The sequence below is a fragment of the Pseudomonas sp. 2822-17 genome (assembly GCF_002742485.1).
Taxonomy (GTDB): domain Bacteria; phylum Pseudomonadota; class Gammaproteobacteria; order Pseudomonadales; family Pseudomonadaceae; genus Aquipseudomonas; species Aquipseudomonas cyclaminis.
Genome location: NZ_LJRZ01000328.1, coordinates 14,482 through 29,993 on the forward strand (window position 1 = coordinate 14,482; position 15,512 = coordinate 29,993).

A 15,512-nucleotide genomic window follows, 5' to 3' on the forward strand; every position below is an offset into this window, starting at 1 on the left:
CTTGCAGCAACAACTGCAAGCGGGCCCGAGAGATTACAGATTCCGCAGCGCGGCGACTACTGCGTCGCCCATTTCTTGCGTACCGACTTTGGTGCAACCCTGCGACCAGATGTCGCCCGTGCGCAAACCCTGGTCCAGCACCAGGCTCACGGCCTTCTCGATCGCGTCCGCCGCATCGCTCAGGTTGAAGCTGTAGCGCAGCATCATCGAGACCGACAAGATGGTCGCCAGCGGGTTGGCAATGCCCTGGCCCGCGATGTCCGGCGCCGAACCGTGGCAAGGCTCGTACATGCCCTTGTTGTTAGTGTCCAGGGACGCCGACGGCAGCATGCCGATGGAGCCCGTGAGCATCGACGCCTGGTCGGACAGGATGTCGCCGAACAGGTTGTCGGTCACGATCACGTCGAACTGCTTCGGCGCACGCACCAGTTGCATCGCGGCGTTGTCGACGTACATGTGGCTCAGTTCGACGTCCGGGTAGTCCTTGGCCACTTCTTCGACGATTTCGCGCCACAGTTGGCTGGACGCCAGTACGTTGGCTTTATCCACCGAGCAGACCTTTTTGCCACGCACGCGGGCCATGTCGAAACCGACACGGGCGATACGACGGATTTCGCTCTCGCTGTATGGCAGGGTGTCGTAGGCCTGACGCTCGCCATTCTCCAACTCACGCACACCGCGTGGCGAGCCGAAATAGATACCGCCGGTCAGCTCCCGCACGATCAGGATATCCAGGCCCGCGACCACTTCGGGCTTGAGGCTCGACGCATCAGCCAGTTGCGGGTAAAGGATCGCCGGGCGCAGGTTGCCGAACAGGCCCAGTTGCGCGCGGATTTTCAGCAGGCCGCGCTCAGGGCGGATGTCACGTTCGATCTTGTCCCACTTCGGACCACCCACGGCGCCGAGCAGCACGGCGTCGGCGGCACGGGCGCGGTCCAGGGTTTCGTCGGCCAGGGGCACGCCGTGCTTGTCGATGGCTGCGCCGCCGATCACGTCGTGGCTCAGTTCGAAGCCCAGGCTGTACTTGCTGTTGGCGAGTTCCAGTACTTTGACCGCTTCGGCCATGATTTCCGGACCAATACCGTCGCCAGGGAGAATCAGAATCTGCTTGCTCATGGGTTCCTCATTTCATCAAGCGACCCGCCCGTGGGCAGGTCGGGAAAAATAACTAGCGCTCGGCCCAGACCACCAGCACGTCGGTGCTGAAGGTGCCGTCGGCTTGAATCTCGTAATAGTCACGCACTTCCTGGCCCATCGCCTGTTGCAGCTCCAGGATCGCGGCGCGCAAGACTTGCGGCGTGCGCATACGCTCGACCCACGAGGTGTATTCCAGGCGCAGCCGCTGGCGACTGCTGTTGCGCACATGCAGACCGGCTTCGCTGAGCTGACGCATCCACTCGGCAGCAGAGTAATCGCGCACGTGGCTGGTGTCCCTCAGTACTTCGACGGTTTGCAGGTAAGTGTCCAACAGCGGGCTGCCCGGTGACAACACATCAACGAAGGCCGCCACGCCGCCCGGTTTGAGCACGCGACGCACTTCACGCAGGGCCAGGCCGAGGTCGCTCCAGTGGTGAGCCGAGTAGCGGCTGAACACAAAGTCGAACTCGCCGTCGGCAAACGGCAGGCGTTCTGCGGCACCGTTGACAGTGCTGATATTGGTGAAGCCGCGATCTTGCGCAGCGGCGGCCACCACGTCGAGCATCTGCTGGGACAGGTCGTAGGCCACCACTTCTTTAACCAGCGGCGCCACATGAAAGCTGACATGACCGGCGCCGCAGCCCAGGTCCAGCAGGCGTGCACCGCCCTGCCCGGCCAGTTCGGCCTGGAGCAGCGCAAATTCGCTGCCTTGGGCGTGCACGGCACTGCTGAGGTAGGCAGAGGCCTGTTCGCCGAATTGTTTTTGCACGATTTGGGTGTGGGCGGTGCTGGTCATGGTGGTTTTCCTTGGGTTTTGGGGTGGCTGTACGGGCGCTATCGCAGGCAAGCCAGCTCCCACATCGATCGGTGTTCTCCTGAACAACTCGGTCAACTGTGGAAGCGGGCTTGCCCGCGATGGGGCCCGCACGGTTACCGCAAATCAGGCATCGCGAAACAACCAAGGCTGGCTAGCCCGGTGCTTGGCCTCAAACGCTGCAATCGCATCGCCGTCCTGCAAGGTCAGGCCGATATCATCCAGGCCGTTGATCAGGCAGTGCTTACGGAACGCATCCACTTCAAAGTGATACACCTTGCCATCCGGACGGGTCACGGTTTGCGCGGCCAGGTCGACAGTCAGCTGGTAGCCCACGTCGGCTTCGACTTGCTTGAACAGCTCGTCGACTTCTTCGTCGGTCAAGATGATCGGCAACAGGCCATTCTTGAAGCTGTTGTTGAAGAAGATATCGGCGTAGCTCGGCGCGATGATGCTGCGAAAGCCATATTCTTCCAGGGCCCACGGCGCGTGCTCACGGCTGGAGCCGCAACCGAAGTTTTCCCGGGCCAGCAGGACGCTGGCACCCTGGTAACGTTCGGCGTTGAGCACGAAGTCCTTGTTCAGCGGGCGCTTGGAGTTGTCCTGGTAGGCATAGCCCACGTCCAGGTAGCGCCACTCGTCGAACAGGTTCGGGCCAAAACCGGTGCGCTTGATCGACTTCAAGAACTGCTTGGGGATGATCTGGTCGGTGTCCACGTTGGCACGGTCCAACGGCGCGACAAGACCTGTGTGTTGGGTAAAAGCTCTCATCGGGTATTCCTCAGATCAATTCGCGAACGTCGATGAAACGACCGTTGACGGCAGCGGCAGCGGCCATGGCCGGGCTGACCAGGTGGGTACGCCCACCAGCGCCCTGACGCCCTTCGAAGTTACGGTTGGAGGTCGACGCGCAATGCTCGCCCGACTCCAGGCGGTCCGGGTTCATCGCCAGGCACATCGAACAGCCCGGCTCACGCCATTCAAAACCGGCTGCGAGGAAGATCTTGTCCAGGCCTTCGGCTTCGGCTTGCGCTTTGACCAAGCCAGAACCCGGCACCACGATGGCTTGCTTGATGGTCGAGGCTACCTTGCGGCCCTTGGCGATCACCGCGGCGGCGCGCAGGTCTTCGATCCGCGAGTTGGTGCAGGAACCGATGAACACACGATCCAACTGGATGTCGGTGATTGCCTGGTTGGCTTTCAACCCCATGTACTTCAAGGCGCGCTCGATGGAGCCGCGCTTGACCAAATCGGCCTCTTGGGCCGGGTCCGGCACGTTCTGGTCGACGGCCAGGACCATTTCCGGGGAAGTGCCCCAGCTGACTTGCGGCTTGATCTGGGCTGCGTCGAGCTCGACCACGGTATCGAACACCGCATCGGCGTCGGAGACCAGGTCCTTCCAGGCCTCAACGGCGGCATCCCAATCAGCGCCGGCCGGGGCGAAAGGACGACCCTTGACGTATTCGACGGTCTTTTCGTCCGCCGCCACCATGCCCACACGGGCACCGGCTTCGATGGACATGTTGCAGATGGTCATGCGGCCTTCGATGGACAGGTCGCGAATCGCACTGCCGGCGAATTCGATGGCATGGCCGTTACCGCCGGCGGTGCCGATCTTGCCGATCACGGCGAGCACGATGTCCTTGGCGGTCACGCCAAACGGCAAGGTGCCTTCGACCGAGACCAGCATGTTCTTCATTTTCTTGGCGACCAGGCACTGGGTGGCGAACACGTGTTCGACCTCCGAGGTGCCGATGCCGTGGGCCAAAGCGCCGAAGGCACCGTGGGTGGATGTGTGGGAGTCGCCGCAGACCACGGTCATGCCCGGCAAGGTGGCACCCTGCTCCGGGCCGATCACGTGGACGATGCCTTGACGCACGTCATTCATCTTGAATTCGGTGATGCCATATTCGTCGCAATAGTCGTCGAGGGTCTGTACCTGCAAGCGCGACACGGTGTCGACGATGGCGTCGATACCGCCCTTGCGCTCAGGGGTGGTCGGCACGTTGTGGTCCGGGGTGGCAATGATCGAGTCGACGCGCCAAGGCTTGCGCCCCGCCAGTCGCAGGCCTTCGAACGCTTGGGGCGAGGTCACTTCATGGATGATGTGACGGTCGATATAGATCAGCGACGACCCATCATCGCGCCGTTTCACTTCATGGGAATCCCAAAGCTTGTCGTAAAGCGTTTTGCCGGCCATCAGTCGGTCCTCATCAGCGGTATTTCATGCGCCGGGCTTTTCAATAACCCTTTGGCTTGTGAGGCTGATGGTATGGCGCTACATTAAATAACTCAAATTCATATTTTTTATGCTTTGGATTACCAACTGGAATACCACCATGGACTTGGCCAATCTTAATGCCTTTATCGCCATCGCCGAGATCGGTAGCTTTTCCGGCGCCGGTGAACGCCTGCACCTGACCCAACCAGCCATCAGCAAACGCATCGCCGGCCTGGAGCAGCAATTGAAGGTGCGCTTGTTTGATCGCCTGGGCCGCGAAGTCGGCCTGACCGAGGCCGGGCGCGCCCTGCTGCCGCGCGCTTACCAGATTCTGAACGTGCTCGACGACACCCGCCGTGCCCTCACCAACCTCACCGGCGAAGTCAGCGGGCGGCTCACATTGGCCACCAGCCACCATATCGGCCTGCACCGCTTGCCGCCGATCCTGCGCACGTTCACACGCGAATACCCGAACGTGGCGCTGGATATTCAGTTTCTCGATTCGGAAGTGGCCTACGAAGAAATCCTCCACGGGCGCGCCGAAGTGGCGGTGATCACCCTCGCACCGGACCCTCACAACCTGGTACGCGCAACGCCGGTGTGGGACGACCCGCTGGATTTTGTGGTGGCGCCCGAACATAGCCTGATCAGTAACGGCTCTATCAGCCTGGCGGATATTGCCGGCCATCCGGCGGTTTTCCCTGGCGGCAACACCTTTACCCACCATATTGTCAGCCGGCTGTTCGAGGCCCAGGGCCTGACGCCAAACATCGCGATGAGCACTAACTACCTGGAAACCATCAAGATGATGGTTTCCATCGGCCTGGCGTGGAGCGTGTTGCCGCGCACCATGCTCGATGATCAGGTGGCAAGTATCGCTTTGCCGGGCATACAACTCAGTCGCCAGCTAGGCTATATCGTGCACACCGAAAGGACGCTGTCGAACGCTGCGCGGGCTTTCATGAGCCTATTGGATGCACAGGTGGATCTGCCAGGAATGCCGGCATGACGCCGTGCGGCCTGGGTTCTGAATAAAACCGTGCTGTTTGCCCATCGAATCAAGGCCCGATGATAATGCGCAACCCCGTCGATTCCGTGCCACCCCTGCCCCGCATTTACGCCCTCGATCCCCAGGCGGCGGAAGAGAGTTGGGACAGCGCCCCACAACTGCTGGCCGCCCTCAATGCGGCCCGCCTGGGCGCATGGTGCTGGGAAATCGACACCGGACGAATCAGTTGGTCACGCGGCACCCAGGCGCTGTTTGGGTTTGACCCGCGCCAACCGTTGCCCAAGGATCTGGATTACCTCGACCTGCTCGCCCAATCGGATCGCGCCCGCGTGGTACGGGCTTTTCACGCCGTATTGGCCGGCGAGCCGTTCGAGCAGGCCATGCATCACCGCATCCAATGGCCCGACGGCAGCTATCACTGGCTGGAAATCAACGGCAGCCTGCAGCCGGACAAAGCCGGTCGACGCCGCATGATCGGGGTGATCCGCGAGATCACCCACCAGCGCGAACGTGAGAACGCCCTGGGCCACTCCGAAAAACGCTTCGCCACGCTGTTCCACCTGTGCCCGAACATGGTGCTGCTGACCCGTCAGGCCGACGGCCTGATCAGCGAAGCCAACCAGTATTTCGAGATGCTCTTCGGCTGGCCTCTGGGCGACGCCATCGGCCGCACCACCCTGGACCTGGGCCTGTGGTGCGATCCGGAGCAGCGCGCTGAACTGATCAAGGCGACCCAGCGCAAGGGCGAGCCCATCAGCATGGAGGTGCAGTTTTGCGCCAGCAACGGCCAGGTCCACGATGGCACCCTCAGCGCGCAAAAAATCGAGTTGGAGGGTGAGGCGTACCTGATCAGCACTTTCCTCGACACCACCGAACGCAAGAATGCCGAACAGGCACTCAAGGACAGCCAGGAACGCCTCGACCTGGCGCTGGACTCGGCGCAACTGGGCACTTGGGACTGGCACATTCCCAGCGGCATGCTCTACGGCTCGGCACGCGCCGCCCAACTGCACGGCCTGCCGTTCGAACCGTTCCACGAATCCTTCGATGCTTTTTTCGAAGGCATGCCCGATGAGGAACGGGACAATATGCGCAGCGCCTACCGCACCCTGCGAGAAGGGCCGGCCGGCAACTACCAATTGACCTATCGAGTGCCCATGGAAGACGGCAGCTCACGCTACCTGGAAAGCCGTGCGCGCCTGTACCGCAACGAGCAAGGCGCGCCGCTGCGCATGGCCGGGACGTTGCTCGACATCACCGACCAGGTCGAGCGCGAGCAACGCCTGAGCGCCTCCGAAGAGAAATTCGCCAGCCTGTTCCAGGCCAGCCCCGACCCGATTTGCGTCACCGGCATGGACAGCGGCGCGTTTATCGAGATCAACCCGGCCTTCACCCAGACCTTTGGCTGGACCGCCGCCGAGGTCATCGACAAGAGCGCTGACCAGATCGGCCTGTGGGACGATCCCAGCCAGCGTCTGGAGCGTATCGAACGGGTGATTCGCGAGCAGGCGTTGAGCAACGTGGCCGTGGTGGTGCATCACAAGAATGGCCAGAGCCTGACCTGTATGATTTCCAGCCGCTTGATCAAGGTCGGCGATCAACCGTGCATTGTCACCACCTTGCGCGATATCACCCAGCAACAACGCTCTGAAGCCGCGCTGAAGGCCAGCGAGGAAAAATTCGCCAAGGCCTTCCATTCCAGCCCTGACGCAATTTCCATCACCGAGCGCGACACCGGCCGCTATGTGGAGGTCAACGACGGCTTCTGCCGCCTCACCGGCTACCGCGCTGAAGACGCCATCGGCCTGACGTTGTATCAGATCGGCATCTGGGCCGACGAAAACCAACGCTCGGCGCTATTGGCCGAGTTGCAGATCAAGGGCCGTATCACCCACCTGGAAATGCTCTGGCACAACAAACGCGGCGACGTGCTGGCAGTGGAAGTCTCCGTTGAGCCCATCACCCTGAACGAGACTCCGTGCCTGCTGCTGACCGCGCGGGATGTGAGCCTGCTGAAAAACGCACAGGCGCAGATCCGCCACCTGGCCTACCACGACCCGCTGACCAATCTGCCCAACCGGGCGCTGCTGATGGATCGCCTGAGCCAGCAGATCGCCCTGCTCAAGCGCCATAATTTACGCGGCGCGCTGCTGTTCCTGGACCTTGACCACTTCAAGCACATCAACGACTCCCTTGGTCACCCGGTGGGCGATACCGTGCTGAAAATCGTCACCGCGCGCCTGGAAGCCAGCGTGCGTATGGAGGACACCGTGGCACGCCTGGGTGGTGATGAATTCGTGGTACTGCTCAGCGGCCTGAATGGCTCGCGCATGGAGGTCAGCAAACAGGTGCAGGCGTTGGCCGACACCCTGCGCGAGTTGCTTTCGGAGCCGATGTTCCTGGACGGGCACCGCCTGCAGGTCACGCCGAGCATTGGTGTGGCGTTGATTCCCGATCACGGCACCACCCCGGCGGATCTACTCAAGCGCGCCGACATTGCCCTGTACCGCGCCAAGGATTCAGGGCGCAATACCACGCAGATGTTCCACAACAGCATGCAAAAAACCGCCAGCGAACGCCTGCGCATGGAAACCGACCTGCGCCTGGCCCTGGCGCGTGGCGAGTTCAGTGTGCATTACCAACCCCAGGTGGATGCGCGCGGCAACAAGATCGTTGGCGCAGAGGCACTGGTGCGCTGGCAGCACCCACAATTGGGCGCGCAGTCACCGTCGGAATTTATCAAGGTGCTGGAAGACAGCGGCCTGATCCTTGAAGTGGGCACCTGGATCCTCGATGAAGCCTGTGCCGCTTTCGAACAATTGATCAAAGACGGCAAGGTCGACCCGCTGAACTTCAGCCTGTGCGTAAACATCAGCCCTCGGCAGTTTCGTCAGAACGACTTCGTGGAGCGGGTAGAGCACAGCCTCAAGCAGCACTCGTTGCCCTATAGCCTGCTGAAACTGGAAATCACCGAAGGCATCGTGATCCAGAACCTGGACGACACCGTGAACAAGATGCGCCGCCTGAAAAAGCTCGGCGTGAGCTTTGCGATGGATGACTTTGGTACCGGCTACTCATCTCTGACCTACCTTAAGCGCTTGCCAGTGGATGCGCTGAAAATCGATCAATCGTTCGTGCGCGACGCAACCCACGACCCCAACGATGCCGAAATCATTCGCGCCATCGTGGCGATGGCTCGCAGTTTGAATCTGGAGGTGATTGCCGAGGGTGTGGAAACCCCGGAGCAACTGGCGTTCCTGCAAAAACTGGGCTGCCATTTGTTCCAGGGGTATTTGCACAGCCGTCCGTTGCCGATCGAGGGGTTCAGACGGCTGCTGGAGTAACCCTCAGGCCAGCTTCAATGCCCGCATCCCCGCAGACATCCAGCGAGAGGAAGCCAGGGCCAGTTTTCGCCCATAGTCATCAAGCGCGCCATTGATCACTGCAACCGAATGGGCACTGTCCGCCAGGGTGCCGATCGCGCCGTCAGCCAGCTCTTTTACCGTGCTTTCACGGATGTAACCAAACAGACCCAGCCGGCGAAGTGCCTCGCCGGGGTATTCGCCGTCATTGAGGGTCTGCAGCGCCACCTCATAACTCTCGCGAGCCCGAAAGTCGTTGTTCTCTATCTGCGCGCGCTTGGCACTGACCGCGTAGAGAAAGTTGGCGTAACTGAGCAACTGGGGATCACTGCCATAGAAGTTCGAGGCCGCCGTGGCCTGGCGCAGCTCAGCATGGGTCAACTTAAGCGGGAAAGAATCCCGCATCGTCACCTCAAAGCCGTCCGGCGTGACCTGGATGTGCTTATAGATCCCCACGGGGTCCTGCGCGAACCGGATAATGGCTGCCTTGATCGCCGACACGGTGACGCAATTGCCTTGCGCGCCTTGATAAAAGCCACTCCAGATTTGCTCAGGCGCCGCGTCGGTGGCCACATGAGACACCGTCCTGGCGTCGCTGCGGGGCGCGGATTTATCGTTGAACAACACGTAGCCATACCCCCCATCGACCGACTGCCGTTCACCGTAATTATGTTTGACCCCCTCCACCACCAAGGCGGAGCCGTGGTTATGGGTCCCCATGACTCCGATCGCGCCCTTGGCCGCCATGTCAGCCGACGACACAAACTGAGAAAGCCCGAAAACCCCCATGCCCTGCAGGCACCGCTGGGTCGTCTCCCCTTCGAGTGTCTTTGCCAGAGCGGCCTCGAACGTCGAGTAACCCCCTTCCAGTTGCTTGCGTTTCACAAAGGCCGCAAACACAAAGTTGGCGTCCTTTACGGCGCCGGAATCCGCCCCCTGAAATCGCGAAGCCTTCGACGCCTGCGCCAACTCGCTGGCAGACAGGTGAACCTTGAATTCATCCTTCATGGTGACGTGATAGCCGTCACCGGCGCGAATCAACTCACTGAACATGGCAGCAGGGTGGCGACCGAACGTCATCATCATCAATTTGATGACTGCGGCATGCGTGCTGCTATCAAAGTTCTCGCCAAACCGTCGCTCAGTCGTGTTGAACGCCGGGGCAATATCCGCAGGCGGTCCCTCGCTGCGCGCCGCAGCAACAGGTGCAAACGCCTCATGCCCCATATCAACCGGAAAAACCGGCTGATCAGCCATTGAAATATTCATTTTCGGGATTCCTGACACTCAAAGAATTGTCTGTCGCTCATGCGGCCAGGGCTACGCGGAGCAGCCTAGGCTGAACCGACGCCTGAGGCCCTGACCACATCGACGCACTCAAGATCAAACCAGGGCAACAGCGTGCCCCTGGGTGGGCGCCCTCCCTTGTCGCCCCCATAGTTCTTCGCGACCATTGATAACTGCCACCGAATGCCCGGTGCGGTTACACATGCCCAATTGCCCAGCGGCAAGTTCGCGTACAGACACCCTCTTCATGTGCTGCCTCAGCCCCAGTCGCAGGAACCCCTCACCGGGTCCGGACTCATCCTCACCGTCATTCAAGCTACGCACCGCCGCCTGATAACTCCTGCCCGCCGTGCGGTCGTTATTCTCCATTTGTGCGCGCTTGGCACTCACGGCAAAAAGGAACTGCGCATCCTTGAGCATCCCTTGATCGCCTCCGACAAAGCGCGAACCGCGTGCACCTTCGATCAGTTCGCGGTCTGTCAGGGTGAGTTGAAAGCCATCACGCATGACAACTCGATAACCTTCACTGACTTTGGTTACCTGCCTGAAAATATCCGTGGGACTTTGCCCAAACCGATACATGGCGGCCTTGATGGCCGATACCGTCACACAGTTGCCATCGGGCCCCTGGCGAAACCCGCTCCAGATATTGTCCGGCTTGGCGCCGTTTCGTTTGTTTGACAGGCCAGGAATATTCTCAGCGGGCCTTGGCGCCACGGGTTCGGGGACTACCCTTGGGGCGACTTCCGGGCGTGGCGGTGGGGCCGGAGTAGGTGTATCAAGAACTGTTTTGGCCTTATTACCTGAAATCAAGTTGATTAATTGCGTGAAAAAAGAGCTAAAAAGAGCAGTCAGTGTGGCCAAGACTTCTGAAGGGTCACCTACACCTGCATCGCTCTTGTGTGTGGCAGGTGCGGCATGAGAACTTGGACTTGCAATACCCTCAAGAGGCTCCGGCTGATAACTTTTATCATTACTGACACCCAAGTCGTCAACGGGATCGAACTGTCTTACATCAACGACGTACGCAACATTTATAATTGAGCAACAGGACATTTTTGTTCTCCTAGAGCATGCACTTCTCCAGACCTTGCATTCCGAAGAAGTACATGCCTCAGCCAAAAAGTTTAACCAGGGAAATTAACGTCAGGACTTAAACTTGGGTCGGGGATTGAATCGCCAGTCTCTTGGATCAAATCGATTATCAGCAGGACCCGGGCTGGTTAAATCCGGGACAGGTGTATCCGGTCGCGGTGTGGGCTTGATATCCGGAGTAACAGACGGGGTCGGCTGTGGCGTAACCTCAGATTTCAAGGTTGGTAGCACTTGTGCCTTGGGCGTGGGGATTGCGTCAGGCCTGGGAAATACGTCAACTGTGTGCCGCACTTTCGTATCAGGGCAATGACAATGACTGAGACTAACGTTTACCTGCACGTTAGCCTTGGCATCGTTGGTGACGGGAACCTCTGGTTTTGGCGTTGCCGGCATGACTTGCAACGAATCCGGTTTACGGCCATCAAGCCGAACTGTGCGGGGGTCAGCTGGCTGCGGATTCACTGGTAACCCAGGTGTGCCCGGCCTTACCGGCTGTTTGCCCACATCCGGCTTTACAGGCTGCTCGCGAGCCTCAGGTTTGCTCCCTGGCAGCTTTGTCTTGTCAGGGGACAGGTCAGCGTTCATGGCTCTGCCGGACAGCATTTCGCGCATTGCCCTGAACACCATATCCAGCATGTCGAACAACTTTGCGAACGCCGCGGAGGTCAGCATGGCCTCACCCTGTGGCGCTCGCGAATTGTCGTGGCGTAGGGGCGTGGGACTCGTATTGTTATTGGAAGTACCCGGAGACGGGTTCACGCCTATTTTAGGCGTCACAGAGGAGGACTGCGCCAAGAGCGTTGTGCCAACTTTGGCGAAAGGCGAGTTATTAATCGACAGAGACATAAGTAAGTTCCTTACTCAGCACAACCCGACACTTTTAACGACCGGGATGGCGATGGATTTATGGACTTAGAACAACAGCACTACTTTGCTGCCGATATATTCGTGGGCAGCAGCGCCATTGGGTTCCAAAAATCGCGACTCATATAAAGAAATCAAACCAAACTTTCGGAATTTGCCTCATGACCTTCGCACAAAGCCCCTGAATTAAGCGGTTCGCATGCACAACCTATTGACACACACGCTAATAAACAGTCCGCCAGGCAATTCAGCGACATAAATCCACACGGCGTAAAGCGGCCGATTGTGATATTTCGCGCACGAAGTGATAACCGTCTGAACCGACAACGTACTCAATATTAATAAAATGTCAGAAGATAATTAGATTTACATAAACAATTATTCTGCAAACTAAAAACAGCCCCTTATCTGTTTATGTAATCCAAGAAAGAAACAGGTAGAACCCCCAATAAAAATCCGCTCTGTCCCCCCCATAAACGCAAAATGCCCCGCCTCTTTCGATACGGAGCATTTTTTTGCAACACCCTACAGAGGGCTCGGCTTGAAGCACCCTCCAACTCACCCCCAAGCGTTACAACATGACTCAGTGACGACCGGGATGAGGCATGCCGAGCAAACGGCTGACCTGCTCCAGATCGGTCTCGCGACGCAGGGCGGTAAAAAGCTCCACCGCCTCCGGATAATTGCGTGTCAGCATCGCCAACCATTGCTTCAAACGGCCGGGCGCCTGCTTCTCGGTGAGCTGCGCTACCGACTGGGTCCAGAACTCGCGGAGCATGGGCTGCATCTCCACCCACGTCATTTGCACGACTTCCTCGCCCGCCCGCGCAGCCGCAATCTGCCGCGCCAAGTCAGGGCGCGCCACCAGGCCACGGCCGAGCATGATGTCTTCTACGCCGCTGATCTCGCGGCATCGGCGCCAGTCTTCGACGCTCCAGATATCGCCATTGGCAAACACGGGCACCTTGACCACGTCCTGCACCCGCGGGATCCATTCCCAATGAGCTGGCGGCTTGTAGCCATCGGTCTTGGTCCGCGCATGCACCACGATATGCGCCGCACCGCCTTCGGCCAGGGCCGTGGCGCACACCAGCGCGCCGTCGGGGCTATCGAAGCCCAGGCGCATCTTGGCGGTCACCGGGATATGCGCGGGAACTGCTCGGCGAACGTGCTCGACGATCTGGTTGAGCAACTCCGGCTCCTTGAGCAGCACGGCACCGCCTCGGGACTTGTTGACAGTCTTGGCCGGACAGCCGAAGTTCAGGTCGATCACTTGTGAACCCAGCTCGCAGGCCAGGGCGGCGTTTTCCGCCAGGCACACAGGATCGGAGCCGAGCAGCTGCACGCGCAAGGGCACCCCCGCCGCGGTGTGGGCACCGTGCAGCAACTCAGGAGCAAGCTTGTGGAAATAGGCCGGGGTGAGCAGGCGGTCGTTGACGCGGATGAATTCGGTCACGCACCAGTCAATACCGCCCACGCGGGTCAACACGTCCCGCAGGATGTTGTCGACCAACCCCTCCATGGGCGCCAAAGCAATTTGCATGGGAAACACTCAACAAAAATCGTGGCGCAGTTTACTGGGTTTCCTACGGCAACCGTTAACCCGCTGTCAGGGCGGGGCCATAGCCATCGAGAAACTCGGCGGGCATGCGCTTAGGCTTGCCCGTGGACAGCTCGATGCAAACGAAGGTGGTTTGCGCGCGCAGCAGGGTTGCACCGTCACGCGGGCGGACCAGTTGAAAGCGGCGGGTCATCTTCAGGCGCTGGTCCCAGTCGACAATCCACGTGGCCAGTTGCAGCTCGTCGCCTTCGTAACCGGCCGCCAGGTAATCGATCTCGTGGCGCACCACTGCCATCGCTCGATCCAGGCGGCGATACTCGGTCAGGTCCAGCCCCAGTCGTTGGGAGTGGCGCCAGGCGCAACGCTCCAGCCAGGACACGTATACCGCGTTATTGGCGTGCCCCAGGCCGTCGATGTCTTCAGGCGCAACCTGCAGATCAATGATAAACGGCGTTGCCAAATCCCAGCCCATGCGGTGCTCCCAGTCGATTAATGTCGGCGGGGGCAGTGTATCAGGCGCTTTGCCGCTCCTGTAGACAGCAGCCGGCCAACAGCGTCAACACGGCCTCGATCACGCGAGGATCGGCCAGCACTTTCTGGTGGCCGCCTTGTTCCAGGCGCAGCAGACGGCTGTCGAACCAGGCGTCGTGAATGGCTTGAGAGGCTTTGACGGGGACGAAGGTGTCGTCTTCGGCGTGCACGATCAGGCCGGGGATATTCATCTGGTAATGGGCCACATCCAAGTACTTGAGCGGCATGCCGAACGTCATCTCCACCTCCTGGATAAACGCCGAACGTGCCCGCGCCGGCAAACCGACCATCCGGGTAAAACCACGCAGCGCATCCAGGAAGCGCGACGGGGCGGCAATGCTCACCAGCGCCTGGGTACGCAACCCCAACTGCACCGCCAGCATCGCACTGGCGCCGCCCATGGAATGACCAACCACCGCATGCAGCGGCGGCAACTCGGCAGCCGCCTCCAGCATGGCGCGAGCGAACAACAGCACATGGGCTTCACGCCCTGGTGAGCGGCCATGGGCAGGTCCATCCAGGGCTATCACGCAGTAGCCGTTGTCGACCAAGGCCTTGATCAGACTGGCGAACTGGGTTGGACGGCCTTCCCAGCCGTGCATCAACAAAACGGCAGGACCTTGCCCCCAGCGCAGGGCCGACAAGCCAAAGCGCAAGGTGATGCGCTCCGATTGCGCCAGCAGCGGTAATTCCCAGTCACGGGGCGGCAGCTTGCGCGGGGTCATGAAGGCGCGACGCATCTTGTTGGCCACCGTGTGCGGTGCCACATGCCCCAGCGTGCCGTTGAAACGACGAATCCAGGTTAACGCGCCCATTCTGCGAGCCCTCTTCCTATCGCACAGCCGACTTGGCAGCGCGTATCACACGATCCGACAACTCGCCCGGCCCGAGCGCCCGCGCCAAGGTCAGCCCGCCGACCATCAAGGCCATGTCCGCCAGGGCCTTGTCAGTGTCTTCCGGGCTGCCGGCCAACTGCGCAGCCATCAACTCGACGTGCTCGTTCAATACCTCGCGAAAGGCGTCCGGCAGACGGCCCATCTCGCCCACCGTTGCAGGTAACGGGCATGCCTGGGAGGTTGAATCGCGGTGCTTGCGCGACAGATAAAAGGCCGCCACCAGCGTACGACGCTCCTCGCCGGTGAGCTGGGTGTCCATATCGTCGATTGAAGCGCGACGCTGCGCCAGCAATTGGCTGAACGCCTCCAGCATCAGCGCATCCTTGCTTTCAAAGTGCGCGTAGAAACCACCAACGGTCAGCCCAGCCGCGCCCATGACTTCACCGACACTCGGCTCGGCCGGGCCGCGCTGGATCAACGCCGCGCTGGCGGCCTGCAGAATGCGTTCGCGGGTTTGCGCTTTTTTATCGTTCATCAAAGCCTCCGACTCTCATGGGTTGAATATTATTACCATAATAATATTTAGCAAGCGACAGTCACGACCACTGGTCAGAACAGGAAGAAAGGAAGTGAAGGGAGAATTGGCCAAACGCCAGACAAACAAAAGGGCCATTCAATAATTGAATGACCCTTAAAAATCCCGCAGAGCGGGTAATCGTGGCGTCCCCTAGGGGACTCGAACCCCTGTTACCGCCGTGAAAGGGCGGTGTCCTAGGCCACTAGACGAAGGGGACA

At 60.0% G+C, this 15,512-nt stretch carries 13 protein-coding genes and 1 tRNA gene; 2 read left to right on the forward strand and 12 right to left on the reverse strand.

Annotated elements, in window-relative coordinates; all coding sequences use genetic code 11:
• Positions 1-33: 33 nt before the first annotated feature.
• The 4 genes from leuB to leuC all read right to left on the reverse strand — a co-directional run bounded on the left by leuB (position 34) and on the right by leuC (position 4,151).
• Positions 34-1,116, reverse strand: a complete 1,083-nt coding sequence (gene leuB, locus AOA60_RS08265) for a 3-isopropylmalate dehydrogenase (RefSeq protein WP_017530190.1) — start codon at positions 1,114-1,116, stop codon at positions 34-36.
• 52 nt (positions 1,117-1,168) lie between these two features.
• Positions 1,169-1,933: a class I SAM-dependent methyltransferase gene (locus tag AOA60_RS08270; protein WP_099584007.1), complete on the reverse strand. Its 765-nt coding sequence runs from the start codon at positions 1,931-1,933 to the stop codon at positions 1,169-1,171.
• Between the two features lie 144 nt (positions 1,934-2,077).
• Positions 2,078-2,722, reverse strand: a complete 645-nt coding sequence (leuD, locus tag AOA60_RS08275; protein ID WP_032888286.1) for a 3-isopropylmalate dehydratase small subunit — start codon at positions 2,720-2,722, stop codon at positions 2,078-2,080.
• Between the two features lie 10 nt (positions 2,723-2,732).
• Positions 2,733-4,151: a 3-isopropylmalate dehydratase large subunit gene (gene leuC, locus AOA60_RS08280; RefSeq protein ID WP_099584008.1), complete on the reverse strand. Its 1,419-nt coding sequence runs from the start codon at positions 4,149-4,151 to the stop codon at positions 2,733-2,735.
• 139 nt (positions 4,152-4,290) lie between these two features.
• On the opposite strand from leuC, the gene AOA60_RS08285 reads away from it, so the two are divergent.
• Together AOA60_RS08285 and AOA60_RS08290 are read left to right on the forward strand one after the other, a co-directional pair.
• Positions 4,291-5,181 (forward strand): LysR family transcriptional regulator, encoded by an 891-nt coding sequence (locus AOA60_RS08285; protein ID WP_099584009.1) that lies wholly within the window; start codon positions 4,291-4,293, stop codon positions 5,179-5,181.
• Positions 5,182-5,246: 65 nt separating this feature from the next.
• Entirely contained in the window at positions 5,247-8,525 is a 3,279-nt protein-coding gene (locus AOA60_RS08290) for an EAL domain-containing protein (RefSeq protein WP_099584010.1), read from the forward strand.
• A gap of 3 nt (positions 8,526-8,528) precedes the next feature.
• Here AOA60_RS08290 and AOA60_RS08295 read toward each other — a convergent pair whose 3' ends face one another.
• The 8 genes from AOA60_RS08295 to AOA60_RS08330 all read right to left on the reverse strand — a co-directional run bounded on the left by AOA60_RS08295 (position 8,529) and on the right by AOA60_RS08330 (position 15,511).
• Complete coding sequence (locus AOA60_RS08295) at positions 8,529-9,812, reverse strand: hypothetical protein (protein ID WP_099584011.1); 1,284 nt, start codon at positions 9,810-9,812, stop codon at positions 8,529-8,531.
• A 114-nt stretch (positions 9,813-9,926) separates the two neighbouring features.
• Positions 9,927-10,886 carry a hypothetical protein gene (locus AOA60_RS33830; RefSeq protein ID WP_256592811.1) on the reverse strand — a complete coding sequence of 320 codons (960 nt, stop codon included), beginning with the start codon at positions 10,884-10,886 and terminating at the stop codon, positions 9,927-9,929.
• Positions 10,887-10,976: 90 nt separating this feature from the next.
• Entirely contained in the window at positions 10,977-11,597 is a 621-nt protein-coding gene (locus AOA60_RS32205; RefSeq protein WP_143522402.1) for a hypothetical protein, read from the reverse strand.
• Positions 11,598-12,372: 775 nt separating this feature from the next.
• Positions 12,373-13,332 (reverse strand): tRNA-dihydrouridine synthase, encoded by a 960-nt coding sequence (locus tag AOA60_RS08310; protein WP_099584014.1) that lies wholly within the window; start codon positions 13,330-13,332, stop codon positions 12,373-12,375.
• Between the two features lie 55 nt (positions 13,333-13,387).
• Complete coding sequence (locus AOA60_RS08315; RefSeq protein ID WP_099584015.1) at positions 13,388-13,822, reverse strand: thioesterase family protein; 435 nt, start codon at positions 13,820-13,822, stop codon at positions 13,388-13,390.
• Positions 13,823-13,862: 40 nt separating this feature from the next.
• Positions 13,863-14,696, reverse strand: coding sequence for an alpha/beta hydrolase (locus AOA60_RS08320; protein WP_099584016.1), 834 nt, complete (start codon positions 14,694-14,696; stop codon positions 13,863-13,865).
• Positions 14,697-14,712: 16 nt separating this feature from the next.
• Positions 14,713-15,252: a TetR/AcrR family transcriptional regulator gene (locus AOA60_RS08325; protein WP_099584017.1), complete on the reverse strand. Its 540-nt coding sequence runs from the start codon at positions 15,250-15,252 to the stop codon at positions 14,713-14,715.
• A 183-nt stretch (positions 15,253-15,435) separates the two neighbouring features.
• Positions 15,436-15,511 (reverse strand) — tRNA-Glu (locus AOA60_RS08330).
• Position 15,512 lies beyond the last annotated feature (1 nt).

Coding starts and splice junctions, on each gene's coding strand:
- AOA60_RS08290 (WP_099584010.1), top strand. CDS start 5,247: ATGCGCAACCCCGTCGATTCCGTGCCACCCCTGCCCCGCATTTACGCC.
- AOA60_RS08325 (WP_099584017.1), bottom strand. CDS start 15,252: ATGAACGATAAAAAAGCGCAAACCCGCGAACGCATTCTGCAGGCCGCC.
- AOA60_RS08295 (WP_099584011.1), bottom strand. CDS start 9,812: ATGAATATTTCAATGGCTGATCAGCCGGTTTTTCCGGTTGATATGGGG.
- leuB (WP_017530190.1), bottom strand. CDS start 1,116: ATGAGCAAGCAGATTCTGATTCTCCCTGGCGACGGTATTGGTCCGGAA.
- leuD (WP_032888286.1), bottom strand. CDS start 2,722: ATGAGAGCTTTTACCCAACACACAGGTCTTGTCGCGCCGTTGGACCGT.
- AOA60_RS08320 (WP_099584016.1), bottom strand. CDS start 14,696: ATGGGCGCGTTAACCTGGATTCGTCGTTTCAACGGCACGCTGGGGCAT.
- AOA60_RS08310 (WP_099584014.1), bottom strand. CDS start 13,332: ATGCAAATTGCTTTGGCGCCCATGGAGGGGTTGGTCGACAACATCCTG.
- AOA60_RS08270 (WP_099584007.1), bottom strand. CDS start 1,933: ATGACCAGCACCGCCCACACCCAAATCGTGCAAAAACAATTCGGCGAA.
- AOA60_RS08285 (WP_099584009.1), top strand. CDS start 4,291: ATGGACTTGGCCAATCTTAATGCCTTTATCGCCATCGCCGAGATCGGT.
- AOA60_RS32205 (WP_143522402.1), bottom strand. CDS start 11,597: ATGCTGACCTCCGCGGCGTTCGCAAAGTTGTTCGACATGCTGGATATG.
- AOA60_RS08315 (WP_099584015.1), bottom strand. CDS start 13,822: ATGGGCTGGGATTTGGCAACGCCGTTTATCATTGATCTGCAGGTTGCG.
- AOA60_RS33830 (WP_256592811.1), bottom strand. CDS start 10,886: ATGTCCTGTTGCTCAATTATAAATGTTGCGTACGTCGTTGATGTAAGA.
- leuC (WP_099584008.1), bottom strand. CDS start 4,151: ATGGCCGGCAAAACGCTTTACGACAAGCTTTGGGATTCCCATGAAGTG.